Annotated in this window: 13 protein-coding genes and 5 pseudogenes; 9 read left to right on the forward strand and 9 right to left on the reverse strand. The window is 38.0% G+C overall.

Annotated elements, in window-relative coordinates; translation table 11 throughout:
• Positions 1–156 precede the first annotated feature (156 nt).
• The 8 genes and pseudogenes from mltG to KUH03_RS48440 all read left to right on the forward strand — a co-directional run bounded on the left by mltG (position 157) and on the right by KUH03_RS48440 (position 5,355).
• Positions 157–1,001: pseudogene (gene mltG / locus KUH03_RS10170) on the forward strand (endolytic transglycosylase MltG).
• A complete protein-coding gene (locus KUH03_RS10175) occupies positions 1,001–1,408 on the forward strand; it encodes a thioesterase family protein (RefSeq protein ID WP_257093057.1) in 408 nt (135 codons plus the stop codon). Before mltG ends, KUH03_RS10175 begins: the two are co-directional and overlap by 1 nt.
• Before the next feature lies 1 nt (position 1,409).
• Positions 1,410–1,703: a YhjD/YihY/BrkB family envelope integrity protein gene (locus KUH03_RS45620; RefSeq protein ID WP_306429523.1), complete on the forward strand. Its 294-nt coding sequence runs from the start codon at positions 1,410–1,412 to the stop codon at positions 1,701–1,703.
• Positions 1,696–1,875 carry a YhjD/YihY/BrkB family envelope integrity protein gene (locus KUH03_RS48435; RefSeq protein ID WP_373564802.1) on the forward strand — a complete coding sequence of 60 codons (180 nt, stop codon included), beginning with the start codon at positions 1,696–1,698 and terminating at the stop codon, positions 1,873–1,875. The genes KUH03_RS45620 and KUH03_RS48435 overlap by 8 nt, the downstream gene beginning before the upstream one ends.
• Positions 1,869–2,417 (forward strand): annotated as a pseudogene (locus KUH03_RS45625) (YihY/virulence factor BrkB family protein); the annotation flags it as partial. The gene KUH03_RS48435 and the pseudogene KUH03_RS45625, both read left to right, overlap by 7 nt.
• A 194-nt stretch (positions 2,418–2,611) precedes the next feature.
• Positions 2,612–4,537: pseudogene (rpsA, locus tag KUH03_RS10185) on the forward strand (30S ribosomal protein S1).
• 285 nt (positions 4,538–4,822) lie between these two features.
• Positions 4,823–5,029, forward strand: coding sequence for a sulfurtransferase (locus KUH03_RS10190; RefSeq protein ID WP_257093059.1), 207 nt, complete (start codon positions 4,823–4,825; stop codon positions 5,027–5,029).
• Between the two features lie 80 nt (positions 5,030–5,109).
• Positions 5,110–5,355 carry a rhodanese-like domain-containing protein gene (locus KUH03_RS48440; protein WP_373564803.1) on the forward strand — a complete coding sequence of 82 codons (246 nt, stop codon included), beginning with the start codon at positions 5,110–5,112 and terminating at the stop codon, positions 5,353–5,355.
• Positions 5,356–5,548: 193 nt separating this feature from the next.
• On the opposite strand, the gene KUH03_RS45630 is transcribed toward KUH03_RS48440, so the two are convergent.
• From KUH03_RS45630 to gyrB, 9 genes and pseudogenes are all read right to left on the reverse strand, one after another.
• The gene (locus tag KUH03_RS45630) at positions 5,549–6,190 is read right to left on the reverse strand and encodes a RecQ family zinc-binding domain-containing protein (RefSeq protein WP_306429524.1); all 642 of its coding nucleotides are present in this window, start codon (positions 6,188–6,190) and stop codon (positions 5,549–5,551) included.
• Positions 6,187–6,984 carry a RecQ family ATP-dependent DNA helicase gene (locus KUH03_RS45635; RefSeq protein WP_306429525.1) on the reverse strand — a complete coding sequence of 266 codons (798 nt, stop codon included), beginning with the start codon at positions 6,982–6,984 and terminating at the stop codon, positions 6,187–6,189. The genes KUH03_RS45630 and KUH03_RS45635 overlap by 4 nt, the downstream gene beginning before the upstream one ends.
• The gene (locus KUH03_RS48445; RefSeq protein WP_373564682.1) at positions 6,981–7,208 is read right to left on the reverse strand and encodes a hypothetical protein; all 228 of its coding nucleotides are present in this window, start codon (positions 7,206–7,208) and stop codon (positions 6,981–6,983) included. Before KUH03_RS48445 ends, KUH03_RS45635 begins: the two co-directional genes overlap by 4 nt.
• Before the next feature lie 157 nt (positions 7,209–7,365).
• Positions 7,366–8,229, reverse strand: coding sequence for a ComEC/Rec2 family competence protein (locus KUH03_RS10200; RefSeq protein WP_257093061.1), 864 nt, complete (start codon positions 8,227–8,229; stop codon positions 7,366–7,368).
• A gap of 11 nt (positions 8,230–8,240) precedes the next feature.
• Positions 8,241–8,777: a ComEC/Rec2 family competence protein gene (locus KUH03_RS10205; RefSeq protein WP_257093063.1), complete on the reverse strand. Its 537-nt coding sequence runs from the start codon at positions 8,775–8,777 to the stop codon at positions 8,241–8,243.
• Positions 8,735–9,463, reverse strand: a complete 729-nt coding sequence (locus KUH03_RS10210; RefSeq protein ID WP_257093065.1) for a ComEC/Rec2 family competence protein — start codon at positions 9,461–9,463, stop codon at positions 8,735–8,737. The genes KUH03_RS10205 and KUH03_RS10210 overlap by 43 nt, the downstream gene beginning before the upstream one ends.
• Positions 9,451–10,881, reverse strand: a complete 1,431-nt coding sequence (locus KUH03_RS10215) for a hypothetical protein (RefSeq protein ID WP_257093066.1) — start codon at positions 10,879–10,881, stop codon at positions 9,451–9,453. Before KUH03_RS10215 ends, KUH03_RS10210 begins: the two co-directional genes overlap by 13 nt.
• Positions 10,882–10,894: 13 nt before the next feature.
• Complete coding sequence (locus tag KUH03_RS10220) at positions 10,895–11,431, reverse strand: helix-hairpin-helix domain-containing protein (protein WP_257093068.1); 537 nt, start codon at positions 11,429–11,431, stop codon at positions 10,895–10,897.
• Between the two features lie 214 nt (positions 11,432–11,645).
• Positions 11,646–13,555, reverse strand: a pseudogene (gene gyrB / locus KUH03_RS10225) (DNA topoisomerase (ATP-hydrolyzing) subunit B).
• Between the two features lie 525 nt (positions 13,556–14,080).
• On the opposite strand from gyrB, the pseudogene KUH03_RS10230 reads away from it, so the two are divergent.
• Positions 14,081–14,407: pseudogene (locus KUH03_RS10230) on the forward strand (OmpH family outer membrane protein); the annotation flags it as partial.
• Positions 14,408–14,516: the final 109 nt, after the last annotated feature.

Raw genomic sequence — 14,516 nt, forward strand, 5'->3', positions numbered from 1 at the left:
ATTGCATTAATCGTCATCCTCGTCGGTGGGTATTTTGCATGGACATTTTATAAGGCTTTCTTTGCCTCAAACGTTTCTGGAGAGAAGAAGTACCTCTATATCCATGAGGGCGCAAAGTATGAAGATGTCCTCAAATCAATTCAAGACTCTAGTCTTTTGGATGATATCGCTTCATTCGAACGTGCTGCCCAATATAAGAAATACGAACAAAGTGTAAAACCGGGTCGCTACCTATTAACTCCCGGAATGAACAACCGACGTTTGATCGGTAACTTAATCGGTGGCTATCAGGAACCTGTGAAATTTAGATTTGCCAATGTAAGGCTAAAAGAAAATATGGCTGCATTATTGGGCAAAAGCTTTGAGGCTGATTCAGCACAATTTATTGCAGTACTGAATGATGAAGCTACAGCCCAAAAGTTTGGATTTACCAAAGAAAACCTGATTTCAATTTTCATTCCAAATACCTATGAAATTTACTGGAACACGAGTCCAGAAAAGGTTATTGCCCGCTTTGATGATGAGTGGAAAAAATTCTGGAATGCAGATCGTATTGCTAAAGCAAAAGCACTGAACCTAAGCCCACAACAGGTGAGTACATTGGCTTCCATCGTTAAAGGCGAGGCTTTGCACCAAGACGAAATGCCCATGATCGCTGGCTTATATTTAAATCGTCTAAAAAAGGCATGCTCCTACAAGCTGATCCAACAGTAATCTTTGCGAACAATGATTTTACGATCAGAAGGGTCTTAAATAAGCATTTAAGAATGGATAACCCTTACAATACCTACATCTATAGAGGCTTGCCTCCGGGACCTATTTCTATCCCGAGTATTGCTGCTATTGATGCGGTTCTGAATTTTAAGCAACATGATTATATCTATATGTGTGCAAAAGATGATTTCTCAGGTTACCATAACTTTGCAAAAACAGAAGTAGAACATCTAGTGAATGCGCGAAAATTCCAACAAGCCCTAGACGCCAGAAATATCAAGAAATAATGTTTGTATTTGACCATCAGATTCGTGTTCGCTATGCAGAAACAGACCAAATGGGTTATGTCTATTATGGCAATTACGCTGCCTTTTATGAGATAGCAAGGACTGAGATGCTGAGAAGTACAGGGATATCTTATAAAGAACTGGAAGAAATGGGCGTTATGCTCCCTGTCACAGAGTTGAAAACAAAATATCTCAAACCGGGTAAATATGATGATCTGATAACGATCCGGGTAACGATTCGTAAGAAACCTGCGATCCGTATTATTTTTGAATATGAACTTTTTAACGAAAGTGGTGAGTTACTCAATCAAGGAGAGACAACGTTGGTATTTGTCAATATGGAAAAGAACAAACCATGTATGCCGCCACAGATCTTTCAGGATAAGATGAGTAAATATTTTAATTGATATGGGGAAATTCCACCAATGGCTATTAAATTTTGAACCTTATTTTAGATTAATCGAATGGAGTAAACGGGTTGTGTTACCAGGATTTGGTTCACTTCCCCTTTATACTGTAGCGGTGTTTTTCTTTCAGGAGCTCGCCAGAGATTCAATCGTCAGCAAGGCCTCATCATTATCATATAGTTTTTTATTGGCTATATTTCCTGGCATCATCTTTCTATTTACATTAATTCCCTATATTCCAATCAACAACTTTCAGGAGCAATTACTGGATTTTTTTAGCGGTTGTCATTCCTAAAAATGCATTCCTTGTCGTTGAAACCACCCTCGAGGATATTATTAAAAACCAGAATGGAGGGCTCCTTTCCTTCGGTTTTCTTTTCGCAGCATATTTTGCGACAAATGGCATGGCCTCATTGATGAATGCTTTCAATAAAGCTTCCTTAATGACAGAGAAAGACCTTGGATAAGAAAAAGGTTCGTTGCACTGACGTTAGCCTTTCTTATTATTTTTGCCCTCACCGTCGGGATGACTGTATTTACAATTGCTGGTGTAACGATTGATTATCTAAAGGAAACTACGGGCATTAAATCCAGTATGTGGGCGACTTTGTTAAAGCTCTCTCGATGGATTATTATTTTCGCAATTTATTTCTTTACAGTGAGCTGTATTTATAAGTTTGGTCCATCTACATCAAACAAGTGGAAGTTATTTAGCCCCGGAGCCTCCATGGCCACTATATTAGCGATTTTGACTTTCTCGATTTTCACATTCTATATTAACCATTTTGGTGCATATAATAAATTATATGGTTCGATCGGAACGCTGATCGTCATTATGCTCTGGATCTACCTCAATACCCTAATATTATTATTGGGCTATGAGTTAAATGCTGCAATAGCATTATCCAAGCAAACTATTGTGATCGCCAAGCCGCGGATCTTCAACTCCTTTAAAAAGATAACGAATAGCACGACAAGTCACAACGAACAGTCAAAAAGAATACAATAAGGGTTGCCCGCTCCTATTCTGACCATTGAAAGATCCTGTCCTGAGCCCACTCAGAACAAAGTTGTTCGGCAGCAACCTATGCCTAGGGATAACTGAAAGTCTTTCAATAAAATAAGAAAAATAAAATTTTGCATTAAAAGTTTTTTTGTACCTTTGCAACTCCTACAACGTAGGAAAAAGGAGAAAATTAATTAATGGCAAAAAAACAAGAAGCAGAAAAAGAATTAGCAGCGAAAAACGCAGAGCTACAAGGTGCTGACACTAAAGTAGTGAAAGACACTGAAAAAATTGAATCAGAAGCTGATTCAAACTTAATCGACGAAATCAAATCAAACACTTGGATCACACCAGAAGGTGAATTTGACTGGGATGCAAATGATAAAGGTTTCGGAAATTATAGCGAAGCTGAACGCGCTAAACTTGAAGCACAATACGCAGATACTTTCAACCAAGTTAACCAAGGTGAAATTATTGAAGGTACTGTCGTTTCTATCAACAACAAAGACGTTGTCTTAAATGTTGGTTTCAAATCTGACGGTTTAGTTTCTTTATCCGAATTCCGTGACTTACCAGAATTAAAAATTGGTGACAAAGTTGACGTATTCGTTGAATCTCAAGAAGATGCTAACGGTCAATTAGTACTTTCTCGCAAACGTGCTAAAACTCAAAAATCTTGGGAAGCTATCAATGAGGCATTGGAAAATGATGCAATCATTACTGGTTTCGTTAAGAGCCGTACTAAAGGTGGTCTTATCGTTGACATCAAAGGTGTTGAAGCTTTCTTACCTGGATCTCAAATCGATATCAAACCGATCCGTGATTACGATGTATACGTAGGTAAAACAATGGAATTCAAAGTTGTAAAAATCAACCACGAATTCAAAAACGTTGTCGTATCACACAAAGTGTTAATTGAGAACGACTTAGAAAACCAAAAATCTGAGATCGTTGCTAAATTAGAAAAAGGTCAAGTATTAGAAGGAACTGTTAAAAATATCACTGACTTCGGTGTATTCATCGACTTAGGTGGTGTTGACGGTTTGTTGCATATCACAGATATCTCTTGGGGTCGTATCGAGCATCCAAAAGAAGTTTTAGCTTTAGATCAAACAATCAACGTTGTTGTATTAGACTTTGACGATGAAAAAACGTATCGCTTTAGGCTTGAAACAATTATCTGAACACCCTTGGGAATCTTTAGATACAGCATTAGAAGTTGGTTCTAAAGTTAAAGGTAAAATCGTAACAGTTGCTGATTACGGTGCTTTCTTAGAAATCATCCCAGGTGTTGAAGGTTTGATCCACGTTTCTGAAATGTCTTGGTCTCAAAACTTACGTTCTCCACAAGAGTTCTTAAAAGTTGGTGACGAGATCGAAGCTCAAATCTTAACTTTAGATCGTGATGAGCGTAAAATGAGCTTAGGTATCAAACAATTGACTCCAGATCCTTGGAAAACATCACTGAGCGTTACCCTGTTGGTTCTAAACAATCAGCTGTTGTTAAAAACATGACTAACTTCGGTGTATTTGTTGAGTTAGAAGAAGGTATCGACGGTTTGATCCACATCTCTGATTTATCTTGGTCTAAAAAAATCAACCACCCTAACGAATTCACTAAAGTTGGTGAGACATTAGAAGTAGTTGTATTAGAATTAGATGAAGAAAACCGTAAATTATCTTTAGGTCACAAACAATTGGAAGAAAATCCTTGGGATACTTTCGAGACAATCTTCACTGAAGGTTCTATCCACGAAGGTACTGTGATCAAAGTTGGTGATAAAGGTGATATCGTTGCGCTACAATATGGTGTTGAAGGTTTCTGTCCTTCTAAACACTCTGTTAAAGAAGACGGTTCTTCATTGAAAGTTGATGAAGTAACTTCATTCAAAATCATCGAGTTCAACAAAGAGAACAAACGTTTGGTAATTTCTCTCTCGTATTTGGGAAGAAGAGAAAGAAGAAGCTCGCAAAGAAGAGTCTAGCAACCGTAAAAAAGACGCTAAAGCTGAGTCTTCAGCTGTTAAAAAGTAAAAGATTCTGTTGAAAAATCTACTTTAGGCGACTTAGACGTGTTAGCTCAATTGAAAGAGCAAATGGAAAATGACAAAAACGCTAAGTAATTAGCATTTTCAATCCATAAAAGAGGCTGTTCCCAAAGAACAGCCTCTTTGTTTTTAAAGGTCTGCTTTGTAATTTTGTATACATAAGATCATTGTTATGTTATTCAAATCAGCCTTAATTAGTCCATCCGAACTTCAGGATACATTGGTCCAAAATGGAAATGTAATCCTACTAGACTGCACCATCGATAAGGTCGGTCAATCTTTAAAAGACGCAAAGTTAGAATTACTTCCAAATTCATTATTTTTTGATATCGAAGGAAATTCTCTGACCACGCTGCTAAATTGCCACATACTTTAGTATCTGAACAGGTGTTTGAAACAGAAGCTCAAGCATTGGGAATTGATCAGAACAGTATTGTTGTTTTATATGACAGATGGGGAGTTTATTCCAGTCCACGCGCTTGGTGGATGTTTAAAGTAATGGGGTTTGATCAGGTCTATATTTTAAATGGAGGAGTTCCTGCCTGGAAAAAAATAAATTTGAACTAACAGACAGTTACAAGCAGCAGCACAATACGGGAAATTATAAAGCACATTTTCAAAAAAACCTTTACGCTGACAAAGAGTATATCTTAGCACATTATAAGGCGCCAGAAGTAAGTATTTTTGACGCTAGAAGTAAAGGAAGATTTATCGGCTTAGTTGCGGAGCCCCGAAAAGGCCTTAATGGTGGACATATTCCCCATTCTAAAAACCTGCCTTTCGAAGATTTGCTTGATGGTATTTATTATAAACAAGTTGATGAACTTAAGCAGCAGTTTGATCAATTTAAAACACCAGGAAATGAATACATATTTTCCTGTGGTTCAGGGTAACAGCCTCTATCCTCGCCTTTGCATCGTATATCTCAGGTCACACCAACATACGTGTATACGATGGTTCCTGGTCTGAATGGGGCAGAGAAGAACTTAACCTCCCAATAGAAAAATAATCAAAATAAAGTATTCCAGGAATAGAGCTTGTCCTCCAGACGAATTACTTCGGCATCCAGTAGGTCACGGACAATCTCTATTCTTCTTTTTCAGTTCCAAGAGTCAAACTGTCAATCAGATCGTGAAGACTTTTAGGTCCAAACAACAGGCTGTTTTTTATCTCTTCCTTAATTTTAGCCCGCTGGCTTTCTTTATGGATACGCATTAAACAGAGATCACATACCTGACAAAAGCCCGCATTCTTTTCGCCAAAATAAAGCAGCAGGGACTGGCTGCGACAATGGGATTTTTCGATATAATCTATCATTCCATTGACTTGTTCCCCTTTGACTTGATGGCGGTCGCGAATAAAGATATGATCGATGTACAGGTGTTTGTAGTCAACACGATTTTGCAAAAACGTCAGCTGTGGTGCATCCGTAGAAGGAAGGTAACTCGCAATTTCCAATGTTTCCAATGATTTTAGCAGTTCTACCACCCGACCGTATGGAACGCCAAGCTTGTTTGCAAATTCATATTCATTAATTAGTATATAATTCTCAAAAACACCACCATAGGTACGTAAAATCGCCTTAATCAATTTATCATATTTCACATATTGCACTTGAACCTTGTACAATTCTGTACTATCAATTTCAAATTTGAAACGTGAGGGTATCGTTAACGCTTCTGACAATGTCAACCAACCATCGCGTTCCAAAAATTTCAATGCATTCATGACCGGTACCAAAGGCAATTGATATTTTTGGCAAACGTAACCACATCAAAATCTATCGTAAGACCTTCGCCCGCTCCATAGGGAATCTGGAAATGATTACAGAGATAATGATAAGTCTGTTGGATGAAAGTGACATCCGGAAAACTGGCTTCCAAGCTATCAACAAGTTTCTTTTCATCATTCTTTTGATAAAGAATAACTGGATAAGCTTTTTTACCATCACGTCCGGCCCTACCAGCTTCCTGGTAATAAGCTTCCAGCGAATCAGGCAGATCCAGGTGAATGACAAAACGAACATCAGGTTTATCGATTCCCATACCAAAAGCATTTGTAGCAACGATAACACGAACAGCATTAGTCATCCAGCCATTCTGCTTCTGATCACGCTCCTGTCCAGGCAGCCCCGCATGATAGTAGTCTGATGCTATTCCATTGTTAATTAAAATACGTGCTATCTCCTGCGTTTCTCTCCGATTTCGAACATACACGATACCTGATCCACCCAGTTTATGAATAATACGCACCATCCGCCCCATTTTGTCTTCCTCCTCAATCGCCATATAGGCTAAGTTATCTCGAAGAAAACTTTTGACAAATACATTCTCCTGCGGAAAATTGAGTTTCTTCTGTATATCGACAATAACCCGTTCAGTGGCGGTTGCTGTCAGCGCCAAAAATGGCACTTTAGGATGGAGCTCCTTCAGTTTCGCTAACTCCAGATAAGGTGGCCTAAAATCATAACCCCATTGAGAAATACAATGCGCTTCATCGATAGCGAATAGATTGACGTTCATAAATCGGATCCGCTCCTGACAAGATCATTATACAATCGCTCAGGAGATAAGTAAAGAAACTTTATTTTTCCATAGACACAATTATCCAAGGTAATATCCACTTCCCGCTTTTTCATTCCCGAATAAATAGCGACTGCCTGGATCCCATTTTTCCTCAAATGTTCTACCTGATCTTTCATCAGCGCGATCAACGGTGTCACCACAATGCAGATTCCCTCCATCATCAATGCCGGTACCTGAAAACAAATGGATTTCCCCCTCCTGTTGGTAGTAAGGCAAGTGTATCTTTACCAGAAATAACTGACTGAATAATTTCCTCCTGTAATGGTCGAAATGATTCAAAACCCCAATATTGCCTTAAGATTGATATGCTATCTAAAGTCATAAGCTCTCCTTATCCCAAACATACGCAAAATTATCTTTTATGATATAATTCTTTATACGCAAGCTGTCCAGTATGACTTCAGCTTGTAACGATTTTTTCAGTGAATTGGAACCATCAAGGATAACCTCTTTGGGTGAAATTATATGTACTGCAGCAGATAGTTTATGAATAGCATTCTTCCTAATGACCAATAGATCTGCTTGTGGTAGTGTGTCTTCAAAATGCTCCATAACGACTACTTTTCCTATGGGTAGTTCTATTAAATAATTATTCCTTATAGCTTTACCATTTAATGGAATAAATTGAATATTGTCATCAGTAGTCAATACCTGAATTTCCCGACCGCAAGCATATTGCAGGGCTTTATGATTTAATGAATCAAAAGTGCTATAAATTACAGCCCGTCTATTCTTAAAATAAGCTATTGTTAGTTCACTTCTCGTATTGTATACCCGAAATCGCTCCATATTTTTATTTATCATCTGTTGGTTGATATCTATGATCATGATCCCAGTCACGCAAAGGAGCCCCAAATAGTGATACTTTTTGTCTTTCCATTGATAGGCATATAAAAACGAAAAAATAGCCGCATATGAAAGGAAAAGGAGGCCATTGTCAATGATATTGATTTTGATAGTTGAAAAGGCCAAATGATCAATGGAATCCAGGCAATAAAGCATAAATCTGATTAAATTTTCCAAGAGGATTCCCAAAATTTCATTTAACCAATCAATAGGATTGATCGTCATCACAAAACCCAGATACATTGCTAATGTTGAAGGGAAGTCGACCAATAGATTAGCCAGTAAAAAATAGGTAGGAAATTGTCCAAAATAATAGAGCGTCAGTGGTGTTGTCAAAATTTGTGCAGCTACAGAGATACCAACGGTATCCCTAAAAAAACGCAGTACCGAATTTTTGCAACAATCATTTTTTCAAAAATTGGCAAAAATAATATCATGCCTAAAACCGCCAAAAATGAGAGCTGAAATCCTACATTCATAATCGCTTTCGGGGCACAGAGCAATATTACTGTTGCGGCAGCTACTAGCGCATTTAAAGTCGAACTATTTCGTTTAAAATATTGTGCGGATAAAACAAAACTTATCATAATAGCTGCACGGGTAATAGGTGGATCTAACCCTGTAATAAAAGCATAAATCCAAATAACGGAAAATGTTATTGCAACAGGCAACCACTTCAACATTAACGGCCAGGGAATATATCTAAACACAAGTGATAAAAAACTGAAAAGCACTGCCACATGCATTCCAGAAACGCTCAAAATATGTACCGTTCCTGTGTTTGTAAATGCTCTTATGGTATCTTCATCAAGATTATTACGAAAACCATAAATCAAAGCAGCTACAATGGAGAAGTGTTCCTCTTTTTCAAAATAATTCCGCATTTTTTTAAAAAATACCGCCGTGTTTCTAGCGCCATACCAGTAACATCAGCGGATTGATAAGTTCCTTTTTCGATTATGGTATAGCTATCCGTCCGTAAGAAAATTTGATGATAGATATCGGCTCTTTCCAGGTGTTCTTTATAGTCAAACTCGAGTGGATTCAATGGCGGAGGTACACTTACCATTTTACCTTCCAACCAAATGCGATCGGCAAATTGAAACTGGCTTTTTGCTGTAGATTTTAAAGAGATCATAATCTTGCCGGTGGTTGCTATAAAACGTCCCGGGCTATAACCGCCTATTACTTCAGCTGAGAATCGAATGACACCGGACTTAGCTTTAGGCTCCTCGGTAATTTCCACAACATAGTTATCCAACTCAAAATGTGAAAAATGATTTCTAAGATAAAGTGGGTCATTACGCCAAAATTGCCACAAAGCAAATAACAGGACCAGCATATAATATCCGATAAGATAGCTATATTTAAAGACCTTTCCTTTGAGTATATAGCAGCAAAGGGTTATTCCTGTCAACAAGAACAAACTATATTGCAGGTATTGAAACCATACAGGTGAGAGCTTTAACGCTGGAGCTGTAAAGAGTCCAATAGCGTAAACCGACGCAATTTTTAGTATAGGAATTCGTTCCAGCTTTTGATAAAAACTCAATCCCTTCATAATTGCCATCTCAATTGCAGCTTGATTTCGGACTTTTTATTACGGCTGATCTCATCCAATCCTGTACCGATGACTTCTTTATCAGGGTAATAATAAACACCATACTTTGCCCATATATCAAGATTATGGTTTATTCTATACCTTAAGTTCAAATATGTACGCCAGCCTTTCATATTATACATTCCAAATCCTGAAGCATATAACACATCGTTCTCATAAGCATAGATCCGATTATCATAAGTATCAGCTTGAAAATAGGCTATCCGTGAATTCAATTGAATTTTTCCAACATCGGGTTTCCAAAAGAAATCCTGATAAAATAGATAGCCTAGACTATTATCCTCATATTCTTTCTGGAATAAATTAGCTTCAACTCGAGAACGAATAGTCCAGATACGATTCAATTTATATTGAAACTCTAAGCGTACCTGTTGTTTTGAGCTATTCACCAGTCCTGATTCAGTTTGCCCCTCTCCTAAATAATCTGTCTGTTTTAGTCGATTTCTGTACCTCAACGTGAGTTGTCCTTTCTTATACCATATATAACTGAGTTGACTAAAAATGTCTGCACCTACAGATCCGGTATCGGCCTGATATTTAGCTTCTGGGAATCTAAATATATCAATGTAACTGGACCAAACTAACTTTCTTGCCAACTGATAGGTAAGCCCGGCATAAATTCCCTCTTCATTTGAGGTGTTACTCGATTCACCAAAACCCTGTCCATAAAAAGTATGGTAGTTTTTTCTATAATTCCGAACAAGAACAACTGTGGATACCTGTGGGTGTAAGCTGACAATTGACCCCAATAACATAGCCGATCCACCATCTAGACTACTGGCATATTCTCCAAATAGATGAGCATTTCGGAACGTATAGTTTGTATATAGACTTATATTTTGCAGCATGTCGCCTTCGAAATCATACTGCTGTCGTTTACTCGTCCCTTTGAGCTTAATCGCATCTAATTGAGATCGATTGAAATTGACTCCGATTTTGAAACGATTATATCGCCATAAGATATTCACCCCATAAGTCATTTGATGTGCGGCATTTCTATAGCGTTGCTCAGTTGGCGTTCGGTGTAATCCTGATTTCGCAGTCGACTTAATGACCCTAGATTCTATATTATCGGATACATTCGCGTCGATGTTCTGGTATGAAAAATATGGTGTGATCTCAAATCGCTGCAGCTGTAATGTTCCAGTAATTCCACGCATAAAATTAACCTCATTTAATGAGGTGTATTGCCTCACTCCGATTCCCTGTCTGGCGGTATTCTGTATCAGCCCACCTTTGCCAAAGCTCAAACCATTCCACATGTTAAGTCCCTGACCAAATTGCAATGCATAATCTCCAATGACAAGGTTGCGAACTGGACCAATAGACTTAACAAATAAACTTATTCCATAAAAATCAAATCCCAATTTTTGCTTATCCTTAAAAAAATGGCTCACCAGCATCCTTTTCCATATTAATTGCTAAGCGAATTTTATCTTTTAGATTAGCCCGATATCGAATGGCATATCGGTTGGGATCTCCCAGATACCGGGATCTTGTGGTATCTATAATTTGGTATCCTTTTGTTTTCTCCAGGGTCCGTCCATATCGCAACATAACTTCGTGTGATAAATCATTGAATTTGCTTCCCGTAAATGGACTAGCCTCTCCGACTTTAACGAAAGGCAACAATAAGCTCACGATCCGTGGATTAAAACCTTCAATGGACTGGATCTCCAAGGCATTGATAAAGTTGCCAGAAACCTGACGATGCTCAATCAACCGTTGTAACAGTAAAGGATCTATAAATTGTAATTCGATTAGTTCTGTCCCATCAGTCTTATTCAGATCAATCGGATTTTTTAGATAATAGGTCCATTTTTCACTTAAATCACTTAAATCGGTGTCTTCGGGTAGTTCCTCCGATAAGCTTTCAAATAGCTCCTCAAGGTTCATTTTTTCATTTGTTTGCGCCATACAGGTTATTCCAATAAAACAACCTATAAAGAGCAAAATTTTGCTGCAATATTTCATAATAGGTTCTATTAAATATTGGCTATCCGTTGGTTTAAGAAGCATTTATCCCGGCAGAAAAATGATTCCTCTATATTAAGTTAGAAAATAAATTGAAATAAAAAAAAGGTCTGATGAAAATTTCATCAGACCTTCTTTTTACGTTATAAAATTGTGCTTAGATATCAATTTTTGCGTAACGTGCATTTTCTCAATAAATTCACGACGAGGAGCAACTTCGTCTCCCATTAACATCGAGAAAATACGGTCACATTCAGCAGCATTTTCAATAGTTACCTGACGCAAAGTACGCGTTTCAGGATTCATTGTTGTATCCCATAGTTGTTCCGCATTCATCTCACCGAGACCTTTATAGCGCTGTACGTGTACACTATCTTCTTTACCTGTTCCTTTTAGGCGTTGGATCGCATTAATACGTTGGTCTTCATTCCATGCATACTCATGTTCCTTACCTTTTTCACGAGGTACAAAGGAGGAGTAGCGATATATACATATCCTCTTTCGATCAATTCTTTCATGTATCTGAAATAGAATGTCAGAATCAAAGTCGTAATGTGGGAACCATCCACATCGGCATCGGTCATGATAATGATACGGTGGTAACGCAGTTTCTCAAGGTTGAGTGCTTTGGCATCTTCAGCAGTACCAACGCTTACCCCTAAAGCAGTAAACATATTTTTGATCTCTTCATTTTCATAGATCTTATGTTCCATTGCTTTTTCAACGTTCAGGATCTTACCCCGTAACGGCATAATGGCTTGGTGCTTACGGTCTCGACCAGACTTCGCTGTACCGCCCGCAGAATCCCCTCGACAAAATAAATCTCACATTTGGTAGGGTCATTATCTTGACAATCGGCCAATTTACCAGGAAGCCCTGAACCGCCCATTACAGTTTTACGTTGTACCAGGTCACGCGCTTTACGTGCTGCTGCACGCGCTTGAGCAGCGATGACAACCTTCTGAACAATCGCTTTTGCTTCACGTGGATTTTCTTCAAGGTAAACACCTAAAATCTCACCAACAGCCACATCTACCGCTCCCATTACCTCGGAGTTACCTAACTTGGTTTTTGTCTGTCCTTCAAATTGAGGCTCAGCAACCTTCACTGAAATGACAGCAGTCAATCCCTCACGGAAATCATCGCCTGTAATTTCGACTTTTAGGTTTTTAAGCAACCCTGATTTATCTGCATATGCTTTCAAGGTACGTGTCAAACCTCTGCGGAAACCCGCTACGTGTGAACCACCCTCGATCGTATTGATATTATTGACATAAGAATGTACATTCTCAGAATAAGTATCGTTATATTGTAAAGCCAGCTCCACAGGAATACCTTGTTTGATTCCCTCGACATAGATTGGCTCAGGAATCAATGCTTGACGCGTACCATCCAAGAATTTGACAAATTCTTTCAAACCACCTTCAGAATGAAAAGTTTCTTTCTTTTCTGAACCGTCTTCGTTAGTTTCGCGCTCGTCCTCCAAAGTTAAGCTTACCCCTTTATTTAAGAATGCAAGCTCACGAAGTCTATTGGCCAAAGTATCGTAATTATATACCGTGGTTTGTGTAAATATGGTTGCATCCGGATGGAATGTTACAATTGTACCTGTCTTATCAGAGACACCAACTTCTTTAACATCGTATAAAGGTTTACCGATTTGATACTCCTGTTGGTATATTTTTCCATCGCGATGTACCTCAGCTTTCAAAAGTGTAGACAATGCGTTCACACAAGATACCCCCACACCATGTAGACCACCAGATACTTTGTATGTATCTTTATCAAACTTACCACCAGCATGTAATACCGTCATAACGAGTTCCAACGCTGATTTATTCTCTTTTTGTTGATTCCGGTAGGGATACCACGACCGTTATCCCGAACAGAAATTGAATTGTCTTTATGGATAGTAACAAAGATATCTGTACAGTACCCTGCTACAGCTTCGTCGATTGAATTGTCTACAACCTCGTATACCAAGTGGTGTAATCCTTTTACACCGGTATCACCAATATACATGGATGGACGCTTACGAACCGCCTCTAAACCCTCTAATACCTGAATATTATCGGCCGAGTAGGTGGATGCATTTTCTTTTCTTCGCTCATTGAAAAACTGTTAAATGTAATATTCAAAAATACGAAATTTTGGCCGATTTATCAAGTCTACGGTGAAGTATTAAACGGATAATCCGAAACAATCAAATGGTCGATAATTTTACTTTTTTATGCTTAAAAATTAGAATTTCGATTTTTTTATGTTAGGTTTGTTTCAGTATTAATTTGCAAATAATAAAAAAATGAACACTATATTTTCAATTGTATCGAAAGTTTCCTTTGGTCTTTTATTGGCTGGGACAATCGTATCATGTAATCAAGGTGCAAAAACGCAAAATGAACCTTCCAAAAATGATTCAAATGCTGTAAGCAAAGAAAGCCAAAGCAGTAATAAGGATAAAATCGTTTATTTAAATTCTGATTCTCTTTCGGAAAAATATCAATATTTTAAAGACATCAAGTCAAAGCTTGAAAACAAAGTAAAAAAGCACAAGCTGATCTTCAAGCTAAAAGTGCTGCTTTTCAACGTGAGGTTGCTGACTACCAAAAAAATGCTGCTACAATGTCTGCTGCAGATAGACAAGCTACCGAACAAAAATTAGCACGTAAACAAGATGAGTTGGCAAGATTGGATCAGACGGCTTCTTCATCCCTCGCTAAAGATGAGTCAGAAGAATTCAACAACGTGTATAATAAAATCACTGAGTTTTTGAAAAAACATGCTGCAGATAACGGCTATAAACTTGTACTGACTTACTCAAAATCCAACCCTACTGTATTGTATGCTGACCCTTCGCTGGAAATCACCAATGAAGTAATCAAACAGTTAAATGACGAATACAAATCTTCCAACAAATAAGAAGACTAAAATAATATCAGGAAAGCCATCATAACATTTGATGGCTTTTTTGATTTATTAACACCCAGACCTGCCAATTAAAAAGCAACCCCACTCCCCCTCGTTCTGC

It is taken from the genome of Sphingobacterium sp. E70 (assembly GCF_019285695.1).
Classification (GTDB): Bacteria; Bacteroidota; Bacteroidia; order Sphingobacteriales; family Sphingobacteriaceae; genus Sphingobacterium; species Sphingobacterium detergens.